General features: G+C 65.2%; 18 protein-coding genes. 7 read left to right on the top strand and 11 right to left on the bottom strand.

Annotated features, from left to right (window positions below):
• Positions 1 to 6 precede the first annotated feature (6 nt).
• From ACTJK6_RS17895 to copC, 3 genes are all read right to left on the bottom strand, one after another.
• Positions 7 to 681, bottom strand: a complete 675-nt coding sequence (locus ACTJK6_RS17895; protein ID WP_440839732.1) for a histidine phosphatase family protein — start codon at positions 679 to 681, stop codon at positions 7 to 9.
• Between the two features lie 221 nt (positions 682 to 902).
• The gene (gene copD / locus ACTJK6_RS17890) at positions 903 to 1,832 is read right to left on the bottom strand and encodes a copper homeostasis membrane protein CopD (protein WP_440839731.1); all 930 of its coding nucleotides are present in this window, start codon (positions 1,830 to 1,832) and stop codon (positions 903 to 905) included.
• Positions 1,833 to 1,836: 4 nt separating this feature from the next.
• Positions 1,837 to 2,214, bottom strand: a complete 378-nt coding sequence (copC, locus tag ACTJK6_RS17885) for a copper homeostasis periplasmic binding protein CopC (RefSeq protein ID WP_440839730.1) — start codon at positions 2,212 to 2,214, stop codon at positions 1,837 to 1,839.
• Positions 2,215 to 2,402: 188 nt separating this feature from the next.
• On the opposite strand from copC, the gene ACTJK6_RS17880 reads away from it, so the two are divergent.
• A complete protein-coding gene (locus ACTJK6_RS17880) occupies positions 2,403 to 3,524 on the top strand; it encodes a beta-ketoacyl-ACP synthase III (protein WP_440839729.1) in 1,122 nt (373 codons plus the stop codon).
• Positions 3,525 to 3,551: 27 nt separating this feature from the next.
• On the opposite strand, the gene ACTJK6_RS17875 is transcribed toward ACTJK6_RS17880, so the two are convergent.
• The 3 genes from ACTJK6_RS17875 to ACTJK6_RS17865 form a co-directional block, all read right to left on the bottom strand.
• Positions 3,552 to 4,664, bottom strand: coding sequence for an alpha/beta hydrolase family protein (locus tag ACTJK6_RS17875; protein ID WP_440839727.1), 1,113 nt, complete (start codon positions 4,662 to 4,664; stop codon positions 3,552 to 3,554).
• A gap of 2 nt (positions 4,665 to 4,666) precedes the next feature.
• Positions 4,667 to 5,506, bottom strand: a complete 840-nt coding sequence (locus ACTJK6_RS17870; protein ID WP_440839726.1) for an AraC family transcriptional regulator — start codon at positions 5,504 to 5,506, stop codon at positions 4,667 to 4,669.
• A gap of 79 nt (positions 5,507 to 5,585) precedes the next feature.
• Positions 5,586 to 6,440 carry a LysR family transcriptional regulator gene (locus ACTJK6_RS17865; protein ID WP_440839725.1) on the bottom strand — a complete coding sequence of 285 codons (855 nt, stop codon included), beginning with the start codon at positions 6,438 to 6,440 and terminating at the stop codon, positions 5,586 to 5,588.
• A gap of 103 nt (positions 6,441 to 6,543) precedes the next feature.
• Here ACTJK6_RS17865 and ACTJK6_RS17860 point away from each other — a divergent pair, with 103 nt between their 5' ends.
• A complete protein-coding gene (locus ACTJK6_RS17860; RefSeq protein WP_232039078.1) occupies positions 6,544 to 6,927 on the top strand; it encodes a tautomerase family protein in 384 nt (127 codons plus the stop codon).
• The gene (locus ACTJK6_RS17855; RefSeq protein ID WP_440839724.1) at positions 6,924 to 7,049 is read left to right on the top strand and encodes a hypothetical protein; all 126 of its coding nucleotides are present in this window, start codon (positions 6,924 to 6,926) and stop codon (positions 7,047 to 7,049) included. The genes ACTJK6_RS17860 and ACTJK6_RS17855 overlap by 4 nt, the downstream gene beginning before the upstream one ends.
• On the opposite strand, the gene ACTJK6_RS17850 is transcribed toward ACTJK6_RS17855, so the two are convergent.
• Both ACTJK6_RS17850 and ACTJK6_RS17845 read right to left on the bottom strand, forming a co-directional pair.
• Positions 7,039 to 7,998 (bottom strand): SRPBCC family protein, encoded by a 960-nt coding sequence (locus ACTJK6_RS17850; RefSeq protein ID WP_440839723.1) that lies wholly within the window; start codon positions 7,996 to 7,998, stop codon positions 7,039 to 7,041. The two genes, ACTJK6_RS17855 and ACTJK6_RS17850, sit on opposite strands and share 11 nt — an antisense overlap.
• A complete protein-coding gene (locus tag ACTJK6_RS17845) occupies positions 7,982 to 8,338 on the bottom strand; it encodes an ArsR/SmtB family transcription factor (RefSeq protein WP_433868260.1) in 357 nt (118 codons plus the stop codon). The genes ACTJK6_RS17850 and ACTJK6_RS17845 overlap by 17 nt, the downstream gene beginning before the upstream one ends.
• A 117-nt stretch (positions 8,339 to 8,455) precedes the next feature.
• On the opposite strand from ACTJK6_RS17845, the gene ACTJK6_RS17840 reads away from it, so the two are divergent.
• From ACTJK6_RS17840 to ACTJK6_RS17830, 3 genes are read left to right on the top strand one after another with little or no spacing between them, the layout of a single operon-like run.
• The gene (locus ACTJK6_RS17840; RefSeq protein ID WP_440839722.1) at positions 8,456 to 9,343 is read left to right on the top strand and encodes an alpha/beta hydrolase family protein; all 888 of its coding nucleotides are present in this window, start codon (positions 8,456 to 8,458) and stop codon (positions 9,341 to 9,343) included.
• Positions 9,340 to 9,774, top strand: a complete 435-nt coding sequence (locus ACTJK6_RS17835; protein ID WP_440839721.1) for a MarR family winged helix-turn-helix transcriptional regulator — start codon at positions 9,340 to 9,342, stop codon at positions 9,772 to 9,774. The genes ACTJK6_RS17840 and ACTJK6_RS17835 overlap by 4 nt, the downstream gene beginning before the upstream one ends.
• Positions 9,771 to 10,550, top strand: a complete 780-nt coding sequence (locus ACTJK6_RS17830) for an enoyl-CoA hydratase (protein WP_322018569.1) — start codon at positions 9,771 to 9,773, stop codon at positions 10,548 to 10,550. The genes ACTJK6_RS17835 and ACTJK6_RS17830 overlap by 4 nt, the downstream gene beginning before the upstream one ends.
• Before the next feature lie 49 nt (positions 10,551 to 10,599).
• Here ACTJK6_RS17830 and ACTJK6_RS17825 read toward each other — a convergent pair whose 3' ends face one another.
• Both ACTJK6_RS17825 and ACTJK6_RS17820 read right to left on the bottom strand, forming a co-directional pair.
• Positions 10,600 to 11,532 carry a sugar kinase gene (locus ACTJK6_RS17825; RefSeq protein ID WP_440839720.1) on the bottom strand — a complete coding sequence of 311 codons (933 nt, stop codon included), beginning with the start codon at positions 11,530 to 11,532 and terminating at the stop codon, positions 10,600 to 10,602.
• Positions 11,529 to 12,572, bottom strand: coding sequence for an SPFH domain-containing protein (locus ACTJK6_RS17820; protein WP_316871759.1), 1,044 nt, complete (start codon positions 12,570 to 12,572; stop codon positions 11,529 to 11,531). Before ACTJK6_RS17820 ends, ACTJK6_RS17825 begins: the two co-directional genes overlap by 4 nt.
• A 96-nt stretch (positions 12,573 to 12,668) precedes the next feature.
• Between ACTJK6_RS17820 and ACTJK6_RS17815 the strand changes: the two genes are divergently transcribed.
• On the top strand, positions 12,669 to 13,403 hold the full coding sequence (locus ACTJK6_RS17815) for an NUDIX hydrolase (RefSeq protein ID WP_440839719.1): 735 nt from the start codon (positions 12,669 to 12,671) through the stop codon (positions 13,401 to 13,403).
• Positions 13,404 to 13,462: 59 nt separating this feature from the next.
• Here the strand turns inward: ACTJK6_RS17815 and ACTJK6_RS17810 are convergent, their stop codons facing one another.
• Positions 13,463 to 13,918, bottom strand: a complete 456-nt coding sequence (locus tag ACTJK6_RS17810) for a DUF3005 domain-containing protein (protein ID WP_440839718.1) — start codon at positions 13,916 to 13,918, stop codon at positions 13,463 to 13,465.
• Positions 13,919 to 13,955 lie beyond the last annotated feature (37 nt).

The raw sequence follows: 13,955 nt of genomic DNA, 5'->3' as shown, positions 1-13,955 counted from the left end.
GGGCGATCAACCGTATGTCTGGAAAGCGCGTCGCGTCGGATCGTCCAGATGCGGGATGCTGTTGAAGGTGGCGAGCTGAAACGATTCGGCGTTGAAGAAATATTGCGAGACGCTGCTGTTGCGGATCTGCAGGTTCAGCGCAATGGCGCTGGTGGGCGGTGCGGCTAGCACCTGCTGTGCGGTCACGGCGATGGGGCCGCCAGAACTGATCGCCAGCACACGCTGCCCGCCGCCGGCCTGGATCGCGGCGCGTGCATCGGCCACGCGCTGCTGGAAGGCGGCCCACGTCTCTGGCAGCGGTCCGCGGATCTTGTCGTCCGACCACAGGTGCAGCACCTGCTTGAGCGCCCGGTAGTGATCGCGCATCGAGCCCGAAGCCAGTTGCGTCAGCTCTGGAAAATCTTCGCCGAGCGCGGCAAACAGCCCCTGGAAGTCGTATTCGTTCAGCCCGGCATGCTGCTCTACCGCCATGCCCGAAGTGCCCATGCCGCGCAGGATGCCGTCGACGGTCTGCTCATGTCGGCGCAGGGTGCCGCAGATGACGCGATCAAAAACGATGTCATGTCGCGCGAAATATTCACCAAGCCAGAGGCTCTGCTGCTCGCCGCGTTCGGAGAGCCGGTCGTAATCTGCCGCGCCAAACGAGGCTTGTCCGTGCCGTACGAGATAAAGCTCCGCCATCGTCTGCTCGCCAAATCAAAGAGGATCAGATTAGCGGCGCACGCATTATTTGTGAAATTTATTCTTTGAATGACCGGTAATGCATGCGATGAATAGTCCTGGTCGCATGCCCCAGGTCTCGTCACCCATCCATTGCGCAAGGTCCGTATCCAGGTGGAAACGGTGCGCGCCACGCCGGAAGGGGCACCAACGTCCGCGTTGCTTTGCTGCCTGTGCGGGCGCTACGAAGGCAACGGCGAAAGCATGCCAAGCCACGCCACAAGCGCCAGGATCAGCGTGGCAAGACAGGTTTCCACCAGCAGGCTGGTGCGCAGCGTCTTGATAGCGCCCGTGTAGTCGCCCGTGCGGATGGCGGCTGCAAGCCGGGGGCTCAATCGATAGCGGTTGCCTGCAGCCAGCGCGAGCATCAACGCAAACAGCGTGAGCTTGCCAAGCAGTAACCATCCATACGGCATGGTGAAGAGTGGATCGAACGTTGGGCCGGCGACAAACACGTAGTTGACGACGCCCGTGGCGACCAACATCCCAACGATGCACGTACCGATGGTCGCGAAGCCGCGTGCGGCACGGCTGAGTGTTTGCACCGAATCTGGCGTGCTGGCCTCCGCAGCCGACGACAGCAACACGAAAGCGACCAGCGCACCCACCCACATGCCAGCCGCCAGCAGATGTGCGATGTCGGCGGCGAGATGGAACATGCCGCGCGCGCCGTCGTCCATGGCGCCGTGCCCGGCCCACGCAAGCGTGGCGAGTGCGATGGCGCCCGAAGCAGCAAACCCCGCTCGTTGGCGGCGGGTATTTCCGCGCCATGCGATTCCCACGACCAGACCGGCGGCAAGCACCACTACGCGCACCAGCCATGCCGCGCCGACTGCCGTGCCGGTCAGGATCATGTCGAAGACATGGCGGGTCAGCTCGCTGTAGCGCGTGGCGCCGGTCATCGCTTCGGCCATGGCCACCACATCCCAGATCGACAGCACGATGCCGGCCAATACCGATGCTTCGGTCACCCTGCCGTACAACCGCGAGATGGCCGACGGCCGATCGGTTGGGTGCAGCGCGTAAAGGCTGAAGAGCGATACGCCAAAGAGCACCATCAAATCCAGATACAGCGCAAAGCGCAGGGTGACGGCCAGCCAGTCCTCCGGCATTGCGTTACTTCACCTGGAACGTGAGGTTGCCGGCCACGCGGTGGGTGTCTGCGGCCACGACATGCCAGTCGACGCGGTAGGCCCCGGGCGCGAGGGGCTGCGTGGGGGATACGGTCAGCGTGCGCCCGTCGCTGCCGGTGGCAATCTTGGCGGCCACAGTTGTGGGGCCGGATGCTGCCGTCATGACCAGCGTTGCGTCGCAGAACTGCGCGACCAGTTTTTCCGAGAAATGGAGCGCAATCTGGGCCGGCGCAGGTCCCGTCGATTTGTCGGCAGGATTGGCCGAGAGCAGCTTCGGATGGGCCAGCGCCAGCGTGGTGACGAGGGCGGCACCCACGGCCACGCACGCTTGGGCAAGTCGGGAAGTTCTGGGCATAGACATGCGGGTTTCCTGCGAAGTTGCGAGATGGCGGTTAGCGTAACGCATTGTTTTCCGCTGGGGTTGCCCGCCGGCCCATGTGCGCGTGGGAGCGCAAGGTCAAAGTAGATGTAAACGACCACATCCTGCGCCCCGCATTGCCAGGCCGATGTGCTATCGTCGCCGCCACGAAAAATTCACACATTCCGGGTATGCACGACGTCGTTATCAGCGGCACGGGCCTGTGGGTCGCGCCCGAGGTCATCACCAACGAGGAGCTGGTCGCCTCCTACAACGCATACGCACAGCTCTACAACGCGCAGCACGCCGCAGCGATTGCTGCGGGCGAGTTGACGGCGCTGGCGGAGTCGTCGGCGGAGTTCATCGAGAAGGCGTCGGGTATTCGCCAGCGCTACGTGGTCGACAAGGCCGGCGTGCTGGACCCCACGCGCATGCGCCCGCATCTGACGCCGCGCCCGGACGATGCGCTGTCGCTGCAAGCCGAGATTGGCGTGGCCGCCGCGCGCGATGCATTGGCCGCCGCCGGCCGCGATGCCGCACACGTCGACATGCTGCTGTGCGCGACGTCCAACTTCCAACGCCCGTATCCGGCATTGGGCGTGGAGATCCAGAACGGCATTGGCGCGGGCGGTTATGCGTTCGACATGAACGTCGCGTGCTCGTCGGCCACCTTCGGGCTGGAGCAGGCCATCAATGCCGTGCGCAGCGGCACGGCGCGCGCCGCGCTGGTGGTGAGCCCGGAAATCACCTCCGGCCACCTCGATTGGAAAGACCGCGATTGCCACTTCATCTTTGGCGACGTGTGCACGGCCGTGCTGGTCGAGCGCGCCGAAGACACGCGCTCGGCCGACGCCTGGCGCGTGCTCGGCACCAAATGCGCGACGAGCTTTTCCAACAACATCCGCAACAACGCCGGCTACCTCTCGCGCAGCGAAGACCGCAACCCGGACGATCGCGATCAGCTCTTCCGCCAGGAAGGCCGCAAGGTCTTCAAGGAAGTCTGCCCGATGGCCGCCGAACACATTGCCGGCCATCTGCAGCAACTGGGCCACGCCCCGGCCGACGTGCGCCGCTTCTGGCTGCATCAGGCCAACCTGGCGATGAACCAGCTGATCGGCAAGCGCCTGCTTGGGCACGATGCATCGGCCGACGAGGCGCCAGTCATTCTGGATGAGTTCGCCAACACCGCATCAGCAGGTTCCATCATTGCGTTCCACCGTCATCGTGCCGACCTGAAGTCGGGCGATCTGGGCATGATCTGCTCGTTTGGCGCGGGCTATTCGATCGGCAGCGTGGCAGTGCAGAAGCTGTAATCACTCGCATCGAATCGCCGGCGATGCTCAGCTTTGAGCGGGCAGCGTCGCCCCGAAAAAGTCCAGCGCCCGGCGCACGGCCTGGGCATGTACCGCATCGCGATCCACGCCGGGGTTGTCCTTGCACAGCAGCGGCACATGGGATGCGGCGCCGGGCAGGCACGTATCCATGAACGTGTAGTGCGACGCGCCCGGCACCAGCAGCAGATCGGCCTTGGGCAGCATCTTGGCGACGCGTCGCACGTTGGTGTCGACGGGCACGGTGACATCCGCGTCTCCGGCCATCAGTGAGACCGGAATGCTGATGTTGCCGAGCGACGTGGCGTCCATCGCCATGCCCAGTGCAGGCGCCATCGCAAAGACGGCTTTGATGCGTGCGTCGCGGTAAGACGCACCGGAGCGGGCGAGGGACGCTTCCGTCTGCGGTGACCTCGTTGTGTCGGCAGCCGGGTTGATCTGCGCGCGGGCCATCTCCGGCGGATGGCAGATTGCATCGCCCTTTGGCGAGCTGCAGAACGCCATGAAGGCGGCGACATCCGTGCGCGCACCGGCCAGCTCCAGCACGGTATAGCCGCCCAATGAAAAGCCCACTGCGCCGATGCGCGTGCGATCGACATGCGCGTCCAATACGGGATCGGCGAGCACGCCATCCAACACTTCGCTCACATCGGTGGCGCGCTCCCACCACAGCATGAAGCCGTCGTGCGTGAGCGGTTCCAGCGCCGTGTTGCCCGGGTGGTTCACGCCCGCGACGATGTAGCCGTGCGCGGCCAGAGCAGCGGCCATCCAATCGAGGCTCCCAGCCGTGCCGCCGGTGCCATGTGAAAGCAGCAGCAAGGGATATTGCGCCTGCGCTGACGCGACGGGCGCTTCGCCCGCAGATGGCTGCATGCGGAACGGCGACCGGCCCGGTGCATCGACGTTGTGCGAAACCTCCGGCAGAGAAACGTCCACCGGATACCAGACGTTGGTAATGAGCGCCCGCGTACGTGCGCCGCGCCAATGGCGTTCAGCCTGCGGGTGGAACGCGCGGGTAGTTTCACCCACGTGGTACGGCGCTGCGGGCTCGTCAGCGGAACCGCCATAGGCAGCGCCCATGGCAAAGGCCGCCAGCGCGGCGGCAAGGCAACGACGCAACATCTTTACTCCTTGCGGATGGGGATCATCAAGTCAGTCACGCAGGCGCGAGGCGGGTGGTGCCGCCCGGGGCTGCGATACAACTCAAGCGCCGGCCGGTCGTCCGGTTCGAAGCCGTAGCTTGGGAGGCAACCGCCGTAGAGCGCCTGCATGGTGGGCGCGATCAGCGCATAGGGGCCGATCAGCCGATGGCAAGCGTAGAAACCGCCTTCGATGCGCATCGGCAGCAGGCGGCCAGTGATCGCGCGCGGCGTATCGAGGATCACGCCCGCGAAGTATTCGAACGAGCCAGGCGTTTCCGGGTCGCCATAGCAAACGCCAATGCGGTCAGGCGCATCCGCCGATTCCATATCGATGCCAAGCAGTTGCCGCAGCATGACAAACGTCTGGCGAATGGTCGCAACGGGGCCGTCGTGGCGCAGGCAGAGCGCGTGCAGAGGCGGCTGTTCGATCAGCTCGATGGGCGGCAGGTCTGCAGTCTCGGTGCTGCGCGCATTCAGCGCCTGCTGCCGGGTCTGGAACGCGCGCGGGCTCACGCCGGTGAACTCGCGAAAGGCGCGAGCGAATGCCTGCGGGCTTCCATAGCCGACGTTGAGCGCGACGTCGGTGACGGAATCTTCTGCGCCGCTCAACCGGTGCGCAGCCTGCGCCAGCCGCATGCGCTGGACGGTCTCAAACACCCCTTCGCCAGTGAGCGCCCGGTAAATGCGATGAAAATGAAACGGAGACAGGTGCGCCACCGCCGCCAGGCTCTGCACGGTATGCGGCGCTGCAGGGTCGGCCAGGATCGCCTCGATCACGCGGGCGATGCGGCGGTGGTAGTCGTGTTCAGTGCGGGGCTTCATGCGGCAAAGCATAGTCGCCCCGCAGGCGCTGTGCGGCGCAGCGATTGCGCAAAATGCGCGTGGGGGGAAGGGCGTTCCGCTACCGTCCGCCCGTGGCCCGCAAGGTGGAGGCGAAGGTCCGCAGCGCCTTCTTTGCAGTCGGATCGGCGAGCCGCGAATGCAGCACCACGCTGCGCGATGGAAGCGGCGGCAGACCGAGCGCTTCGCCCACATCGATGGTGCCGGCGGGTGCCACGCGTCGGCTCAATGCCGCGACTGCTAGACCGGCTGCCACCGCCGCGCCAATGGTGGCGACGCCGCCGCCGATAAACACCTCTTGCCAGGCGATGCCCGCGGCGTCCAATGCCGTCGTTGCCATTTGCCGTATGCGGCACGTTTCGGTCTGATTCGCCAAGCGGAGGGGTTCGCCCGCGCGGTGCTCGAAATCCGGTGCGGCCATCCAGCCGAACGGCTCTTCCATGAGGACTTCGCCGTCGGTGCGCCGGTTGTCGTGGCGCAGCACGATGGCGGCATCCAACACGCCGGCTTCGAACATCTCCAGGACTTCCCAGGAACTGGCGATGCGGATCTCCAGTGTGAGCGTCGGTTCGGCCCGGCCCATCTGTCGCAGCAGGCGCGGCAGTTCCGCGCCGACGATGTGGTGGCTCATCCCGACCGACAAGCGTCGCCGTTCCACGCCAAACGAGCCCAGGGCGCCTTCGTGCGCAGCGACCAGGTCACGCGCTGCCGCCAGAAACGCCGCGCCATCCTGAGACAGCCGCACGAGACGCGGCGTGCGTTCCAGAAGCCGGCGGCCCAGCACCTCTTCCAGCCGCTTGATCTTCAGGCTCACGGCGGATTGCGTGGAATCCATGGCCTGCGCCGCGCGCGTGAAGCTCTTCAGATCGGCGGTCAGCACGAAGGCCTGGACGGCCTCCAGATCGAGCATCCTCATGGTTCAATCATTTTGAAATCGAATGATTGAAATAGCTTAGGATGCCTTTTTTCAATGATCAACGTGGGGCATTCTGTGGTCACTGCAAACCAAGGAGTGGACCATGCCTCTCGTTCAAGTGTCGCTGCGGCGCGGCAAGCCTGCCGCTTATCACCAGGCCCTCTTCGACGGCGTCTATCGCGCCATGCGCGAGACGTTCAACGTGCCGGAAGACGACCGCTTCATGACGCTGACCGAGCACGACGCCAGCACCTTCAGCGTCAGCCCGAACTACTTCGGCATCGCGCGCAGCGACGACGTGGTGATCATCCAGATCACCGCGAACAACACGCGCAACCTGCAGCAGAAGCAGGCGCTCTATCGCCGCATCGTCGAGTTGCTGGGCGACAAGCCCGGCGTGCGGCCCGAAGACGTGTTCATCAACCTGGTGGAGGTGCTGCCCGAGAACTGGTCGTTCGGTAACGGTCTCGCGCAGTACGCGAAATGACGCCGCGCCAGGCGCTGCTGGCGCACCTGGGCGGTGTGTTGTGGGCAGCAGTGTTGATCGTCGGCGCGGCGGTCACGTTGGCGGCCGTCGCGCGCGACGTATTGCACAGGCTCAGTCCTTGAGCGAGTTGCCCAGCATGTCGAGCAGGAACTGCGTGCCGCGCTCGCGCGATCCGGAATCGTCGTAGCCATCCAGGAAGGCGCCTTGCTCGGTCATGACGAGGTGCGTGCCGCCGGAGCCGTCCTTGGGCTCACGCAACTCCAACGTGGCGAGCGAGGCGGAGATCTTGCGATCGTCCAGGTGCATCACGTACGAATAGACGACGCGTTCGTTCGGGATGACGTCGTGATACAGCGCCTCGAAGCTGGAGACGACACCGCTGTCCCAACGGCCCTTGACGATTTCGCGGCCGCCGGGCGTGGCGTCCATCTCACGCACGAGCAGCGTGTAGCCGTTGCCGCCGGCAAACCACTTGGCCTTGGCGGCCGGGTCGGTCAACGCCTTGAACACGCGCGCGCGCGGCGCATCGTACGTGCGCTCCACCGTGAAGGTGGCATGCACGACCGAGCGCTGGATGCCATCGGCCACCGGCACGCTTGCGGCTTCGCGATCCAGCTTGTCGAGCGTCTGCTTCCAGCCTTCGGACGCGCCCTTGATCATCATCTCGGCAATCGGGGCGAGCGGCGTGTGGGTTTGCGTGACTTCCATGCGTGTGCCCCCGCACTCTTCGGCAAACGTGACGACGGTGTGGGCGTTCATCAGCGGGCGGTTGTCGCCGTCTACAACGTTCATGTCGATGACGAGGCGCGCGTTAGGCACGATCTCAAGAAAGTGGCCGCGCGACCAGTGGTCTTGCCCCTCGGGCGAGCGCATGCAGACGTCAAATTTGCCGCCCACGCGAAACTCGACCGTCGCTTCGGGCACCGTGAAGTGCGTCGGGCAGAACCATCGCTTGATGTGCTCGGCGGTGCTCCACGCCTTGAACACCCAGTCGCGCGATACGGGGAAGGTGCGCGAGATCACGAGGGGGCGCAGGGTCGTGCCGGCGGGGCTGTCAATGGTCGTCGTCATGCAAGTCTCCTTCAGTTTTCAGAGTTTCCAGATAGGCGCCGAGGCGGTCGAAGTGCTGTTCCCACTCCAGGCGCCGCTGGTTGATCCACTGCTCTGCGAGGCTCAGCGCCTCGGGTTCGATACGGCAAGTCCGCACGCGGCCCACCTTTTCCGATCGCACGAGACCGGAGTGCTCTAGCACCGCCAGGTGCTGCATCACCGCAGGCAGCGAGATATCGAGAGGTTGGGCAAGTTCGCTCACCGACGCCGGCCCGCGCACGAGCTGGACCAGCATCGCGCGCCGGTTGCCGTCGGCCAGCGCCTGGAAGGCGAGATTGAGGGAAGTGTCATGGTTAAGCATGTGGTTAACTATAGCGACTCTGAATAGTTAAGCAAGTACTTTATCTTTCCGTGTTTGACACACCGATTTACTTCGCATACAAAGTAAAACACTTCGCATACGAACTAAATCGACGTCATGGACAGCACGCCGCAAACGATTCTCGCCACCGACGCCTACCCGCTGGGCGCCATGCTCTGGACGGCTGCCAGCACGCCGCAGGGCGTGGTGGTCATGCATCCGGCCACGGGCGTGCCGCAGCGCATCTATCAAGCGTTTGCCAAGTTTCTGGCCGAGCGCGGCTTTCACACGATTACGTACGACTACCGTGGCATCGGCGCATCCCGGCCCAAGAGCCTGCGGCGTTTTGCGGCCCGCATGCGCGACTGGGCGCTGCTCGACGCAGAAGGCGTGATGCGATGGGCGAAGGCGCGTTATCCGGAACTGCCGCAACTGGCGGTCGGACACTCGGTCGGCGGCCACGCCATCGGCCTGTGCTGCGCCGACTGGGATGTCGCGGGCGTGGTGCAAGTAGCCTGCCACACGGGCAACTCGCGCTTCATCCGCCAACGCGGCGAACGCTGGCGCGTGGAGCTGATCCTGCGCGCCGTTGGCCCGTTGATGGCCCGGCTGATCGGCTACGTGCCCGGCAAGCGCCTCGGCCTGGGCGAAGACCTGCCGGGCGGCGTCGCCATTGAATGGGGCGCATGGGCTGGCATGCAGCGCTACTTTTTTGATGACCCCACGCTCGGCGCCATCGAGCGATTCAACCGCGTGACGCACCCCGTGCTCGTCTACGGCTTTGACGACGACCCGTGGGCCACGCCCGCCGCCATCAACGCGTTGACCATGCACTTCACGAACACGTGGGTCGAGCGCCGGCAGATCGCGCCTGCGCAGGCCGGCGGCGCGGTGGGGCACATGGGCTTCTTCCGTTCGCAGTTTGCCGCCACGCTGTGGCCAGGTCTGGTGGATTGGCTGCGCGAGCGTGCCGCCGCCACACGCAACGAAGCGGAGGCCGCATGACAGCACCCGACCGCCGCCTCGTCTATCTGATCAGCGTTGGGCAACGCCGCCTGCAGCGCTGGATTCAATCGCGCACCGGCGAGGGTGTGACCGCCGCGCAATCCGGCCTGCTGTTCTTCCTGGAGAAGAACGACGGCGCGTTGATGCGCGAAGCCGGCGGCGCGTTGGACCTCGGCCCCTCCGCCATGAGCGGCCTGGTCGATCGCTCTGTCGACGCGGGCCTCATCGAGCGCCGCGCCGATGCCAAGGATGGCCGCGCGTGGCAGCTCTGGATCACGCCGGCCGGCCGCGACGCTTTGGCCGAAACACGCAACGGCCTGGCCGAATTGAACGCGCGGCTGACCGAAGGTTTTACCGACGCCGAGATCGACGTTGTCGCACGCTGGCTGGCCAGTCTGCAAACCAAGTTCCCCACCGGAGACGAGCAATGAGTGAACACATCCAGAGCCACAACGCCGACGGCGTTTTGACGCTCACCCTGGCACGCGCCGACAAGAAGAACGCCATCACCGATGCGATGTACGGCGCGCTGGCCGATGCGCTGAGCGCCGCCGAACGCGACAACACTGTGCGCGTAGTGTTGCTGCGCGCCGAAGGCGACATGTTCTCCGCCGGCAACGACATCGGCGAATTCGCATCGATTGCCATGACTGGCGGCAAAGGCGGTGGTGAACGCAACGTCATCCGCTTCCTGCATGCACTGGCGCGGGCCACGCGTCCGCTGGTGGCTGCGGTGCAAGGTCGCGCGGTCGGCATCGGCACGACCATGCTGCTGCATTGCGACTTCGTGCTGTTGGCGGACAACGCGCAGCTTTCCACGCCGTTCGTCAATCTGGCGCTGGTGCCCGAAGCGGCATCGAGCCTGCTGATGCCCGCCCGACTGGGCCACGTGCGCGCGTTCGAGATGTTCGCGCTGGGCGATGCGGTGAGCGCGGAATCGGCGCTCGCGTGGGGTTTGGCGAATCGGGTGGTGCCGCTGTACCAGCTTGGCACGGAGGCGCAGGCCATTGCGGCGCGATTGGCGCGCCAGCCGCTGGGCGCCCTGACCGAAACCAAGCGCCTGATGCGCGATGCCGAACTGCTCAAGCAGCAGATGGATGCGGAGAGCGCCTGCTTTGCGCAGCGGCTGCAGTCTCCGGAGGCGCATGAAGCCTTCCGGGCGTTTGTCGATCGACGGCCGCCCAATTTCAACGCCGTGGCGCATTGAGCGCGGCGGTGTCTCCTTCGGCGGCCCTGGTCCGGCCGCCTTTTTTCATTCAAACCGCCAAGCGCCCTTGCGTGGCCGCCACGGAAATCGTCGCTTCCATGCCGGCGGTAAAACGCAGGTAATCGGCCTCCATGCCATCGGAAAAGATCACGCCGTTCTCCGGCATGCGCGAGCGCAGCTTGAGCGGTTGATCCGCATCCACATGCCCGAACACTAGCGTGGCCTGCGATGCGCGGCTCGGAAACGGCTCGCGCACGGCGAACGTCAGTTGCGGGGTGTCCCACGGTTCGGGTTCGTAGCGGAAGCCGTCTCCGCCGGCATGCATTGCGCGTGCGACGCCTATCGAGCCGGTCACGATGCTCTTCAACCACGCCGTCGAACCCAGTCCTGTGGCGACGATGATGCCCGACGACGATTGCGCTTCACGCTGCTCACCCAGCTCGATTTCATACAGCGCAGACGCATGCGTGCGCGGTCCGATAAACAGGTCGTTGACGGCGCGCAGCACCTGTCCGTCGGACAGGCGCGCTTCGGCCATCGTCACGGCTTTGGTGGGGCGCTTGTCGCGCGCCACGTCGGCCAGCACGGTGCCGAGATCTTTCGGCTCGAAGGGCAGCAGCACGCCGTCCCAGCGGCCGGGCTCGGGGTTCAGGCCGATCAGCGGCTGGCCGTCGAGATACTTCATCGAGTTGGCGACCAGCCCGTCTTGCCCGAGCGCTACGACGATATCGTCCGGCGCAAAGATGAAGTTGGGCAGGTAGCCGCGATCCACCACCTGATAGCGGCCCCAGGTTTCCAGCGCGCGCACGGTGATTTCGAGGCTGCGTGCGTAGGCGGCGTTCTCGGCCAGGTAGTCGGAAAAATCGGCGCCCAGGTGTTCCAGATAGAACTTCGCCTGTGCCAGCGTGTGGTGGCGCGCCACCAGCTCTTCAAGCCGGGTGCGGCGCGTCACCAGCACAACCTTGCGGCCTTCGTTGCTCATGATGCGGCCCGTGCGGTGGCGTTGGGCGGGGTGGCGTTCATCAGCCCTTGCAGCAGGTCCGGCGACACGTTCAATTGGCCGATGCGTTCCGCACGTTCGGCAATGCCGCCAAAGGCCTGCGCGATGAGCTGGCCGGGCTGCATGCCGGCCGCAGCCAGCGCGTTGACGATGCGCGGGTCGGCCTTTTCCAGCGCCTGCATGACAGCGGCCACGCGGTAGGCCTCGGCTTCGGCCAGCGTGCGGCTGTTCTCGGCCTGGCCGGCCACGAAGGCCTTGCGCTGGCCTTCGAGTTCCACATCGGCGGCCATCTGTTCGTTGCGCAGGGCGTTCTCCTTGCGCATCAGCGTGGCCTTGGCTTCCATCTGCGTCTCGCGGATCTGGCGCTTCTTCTGCTCAACCGCAATGTCGGTGTCCAGCTCGTTCTGACGGATGGCGCGTTCGTTTTCCACGGCCGACATGCGGCGCAAATAGACAGCGTCATCCGCGGCCTTGAGGTTGGATTCGCGCGCTTCGGCTTCCAGTGCGCGGGCGATGTCAGGCGTCGGCTTGACCGCCATGACCGACACGCCCAGGATCTCCAGCCCCAATGCGGCAATTTCAGGCTGCGCAGCCAACTCGGCTTGCGCGGTGCGTGCGATGGCCGCCGATGCGCGCAGCGCGGCCTTCAGCTCCATGGCCTGCACGGCCTGCTGCACGATCACTTCCACCTGCTGCGCTACACGGTCACCCAAGCGGGTCGGGTCTTCGGACACGTAGCTCTGGCCATTCTTGGCGAGCGAGAAATCCATCATCGCGGCGGTGCGGCGCGGGTCGCTGATGCGGTACGTCACCTGGCCCTGTACGGTCACGCTCTGGAAGTCGGCCGTCACCAGTTCAAGGATGAAAGGGCGGTCCTGGCTGGCTACCGGCACCGCCACCAGCGTGGTCGTCGGGCCGTAATAGAAGAACGACAGGCCCGAGCCTTCGCGCACGACCTTGCCGGCGCGGAACTGCATGAGGTGAACGGTGGGCTGCGACTTGATGAAGCGGATGCCGAACATGATGACCTCCTTGTTGTTTTGAGTTGTACAGTACAACTTGTATGGGTTGGACAATACAACTTACTATTGGGGCCGTCAAGACATTTGTGATCTGCCATGGCCACCCGACCTTCCGTGAAGTCCTTCCCGCTGCCATTCGCCACCGTGGATGTCGTCATCTTTACGGTGCTGGACGACGTGTTGCGCGTGCTGCTCGTGCAGCGTCCCAATGCGGAAGGGGAGCCCTATTCCGGCGCGTGGGCGTTGCCGGGCGGATTTGTCGATACGGCCGTCGATGCCACGCTGGAAGATTGCGCGCGCCGCAAGCTGCTGGAGAAGACCGGCGTGGGCAGCCCGTATCTGGAGCAGTTGGGCAGCTGGGGCAGCGCCACGCGTGACCCGCGCGGCTGGTCTGCCACGCATGTCTACTTTGCGTTGATACCGGCGCAGGGTGTGGCGCTTGCCAAGGGCGCCAATGCGGCTGAGGTGGCGTGGTTTGCGGTGGACGATGTACTGCGCGCGCCAGAACTGGCGTTCGACCATGCAGAGATTTTGCGCACCGCCGTAGAGCGTTTGCGCAGCAAGGTCGAATACACATCGTTGCCGGCGTTTCTGCTGGCCGAGCCGTTCTCGCTGCCGCAGTTGCAGCGCATGTACGAGATCGTGCTCGGCCGTCCGGTCGACAAAAGCGGCTTCCGCACCCGCATGCTGGCTGCCAACTTTTTGGAAGAAGCGGGCGTGGCAGAAGGCGATTCGTATCGCCCTGCCAAGGGCTACCGCCTGATTGACCGAAGCACGCCGGTCGTTTTTCCGCGCACCTTCAGCCCACGCGGAGCGGATTCAAACGCCTGAGCGCAGGCTTGAGCACGAACTCGCAGGCAAGGTCTGAGGCAGGGCGTCAGCACGGCACGTTAAGGCTGCTCGTCGTCTTCCAGCGAAAACCGCTGCGCCGCGCGCGTGCCGTTGCGGGCCGTTTCATCGACCACGCCGCGCATGACCACGTGCTGGCCGGGCTCCGTCGCAATGGTCGGACGCCCCTGGTTAGGCCGGCTGTCGATCCCTGCGATGGGCGCTGCCGGGTCGGGCTCGGGGCGGCTGTTCTCCAGCGACGCGTTTGAGTAGATGACGTTGTCTTGCCATTGTGATGGGCTCTTCGCTGCCTCCAGGCCCTTGCCGTCTGTGTCGATGGTGTTGTCAGATGCTTCGGCGCCTGCGGCGTCGACGGAGCGGATGCGACGGGAGGCGCGCGCAAGCGGGTCGTCGCGCGGCGAGTCGGGTGGTGGCTCCGTCAGCTTGGAGCCCTCCGGTCGGTGAGTCACCGGCTCTTCGGGTTGGGGTTGCGCTTGGTTGTGCTCGGCGTTGTGCATGATCGGGCTCCTGCGCCGCTGCATGCGGCATGAACCT

It is taken from the genome of Ralstonia sp. 22086 (genome assembly GCF_052045975.1).
In the GTDB taxonomy this organism is placed as follows: Bacteria; Pseudomonadota; Gammaproteobacteria; order Burkholderiales; family Burkholderiaceae; genus Ralstonia; species Ralstonia wenshanensis.
This window is presented reverse-complemented; position numbering and strand designations above follow the sequence as displayed.

Excerpts from the sequence above, each read along its gene's own strand:
- ACTJK6_RS17895 (WP_440839732.1), bottom strand. The coding sequence starts at position 681 with ATGGCGGAGCTTTATCTCGTACGGCACGGACAAGCCTCGTTTGGCGCG.
- copD (WP_440839731.1), bottom strand. The coding sequence starts at position 1,832 with ATGCCGGAGGACTGGCTGGCCGTCACCCTGCGCTTTGCGCTGTATCTG.
- copC (WP_440839730.1), bottom strand. The coding sequence starts at position 2,214 with ATGTCTATGCCCAGAACTTCCCGACTTGCCCAAGCGTGCGTGGCCGTG.
- ACTJK6_RS17880 (WP_440839729.1), top strand. The coding sequence starts at position 2,403 with ATGCACGACGTCGTTATCAGCGGCACGGGCCTGTGGGTCGCGCCCGAG.
- ACTJK6_RS17875 (WP_440839727.1), bottom strand. The coding sequence starts at position 4,664 with ATGTTGCGTCGTTGCCTTGCCGCCGCGCTGGCGGCCTTTGCCATGGGC.
- ACTJK6_RS17870 (WP_440839726.1), bottom strand. The coding sequence starts at position 5,506 with ATGAAGCCCCGCACTGAACACGACTACCACCGCCGCATCGCCCGCGTG.
- ACTJK6_RS17865 (WP_440839725.1), bottom strand. The coding sequence starts at position 6,440 with ATGAGGATGCTCGATCTGGAGGCCGTCCAGGCCTTCGTGCTGACCGCC.
- ACTJK6_RS17860 (WP_232039078.1), top strand. The coding sequence starts at position 6,544 with ATGCCTCTCGTTCAAGTGTCGCTGCGGCGCGGCAAGCCTGCCGCTTAT.
- ACTJK6_RS17855 (WP_440839724.1), top strand. The coding sequence starts at position 6,924 with ATGACGCCGCGCCAGGCGCTGCTGGCGCACCTGGGCGGTGTGTTGTGG.
- ACTJK6_RS17850 (WP_440839723.1), bottom strand. The coding sequence starts at position 7,998 with ATGACGACGACCATTGACAGCCCCGCCGGCACGACCCTGCGCCCCCTC.
- ACTJK6_RS17845 (WP_433868260.1), bottom strand. The coding sequence starts at position 8,338 with ATGCTTAACCATGACACTTCCCTCAATCTCGCCTTCCAGGCGCTGGCC.
- ACTJK6_RS17840 (WP_440839722.1), top strand. The coding sequence starts at position 8,456 with ATGGACAGCACGCCGCAAACGATTCTCGCCACCGACGCCTACCCGCTG.
- ACTJK6_RS17835 (WP_440839721.1), top strand. The coding sequence starts at position 9,340 with ATGACAGCACCCGACCGCCGCCTCGTCTATCTGATCAGCGTTGGGCAA.
- ACTJK6_RS17830 (WP_322018569.1), top strand. The coding sequence starts at position 9,771 with ATGAGTGAACACATCCAGAGCCACAACGCCGACGGCGTTTTGACGCTC.
- ACTJK6_RS17825 (WP_440839720.1), bottom strand. The coding sequence starts at position 11,532 with ATGAGCAACGAAGGCCGCAAGGTTGTGCTGGTGACGCGCCGCACCCGG.
- ACTJK6_RS17820 (WP_316871759.1), bottom strand. The coding sequence starts at position 12,572 with ATGTTCGGCATCCGCTTCATCAAGTCGCAGCCCACCGTTCACCTCATG.
- ACTJK6_RS17815 (WP_440839719.1), top strand. The coding sequence starts at position 12,669 with ATGGCCACCCGACCTTCCGTGAAGTCCTTCCCGCTGCCATTCGCCACC.
- ACTJK6_RS17810 (WP_440839718.1), bottom strand. The coding sequence starts at position 13,918 with ATGCACAACGCCGAGCACAACCAAGCGCAACCCCAACCCGAAGAGCCG.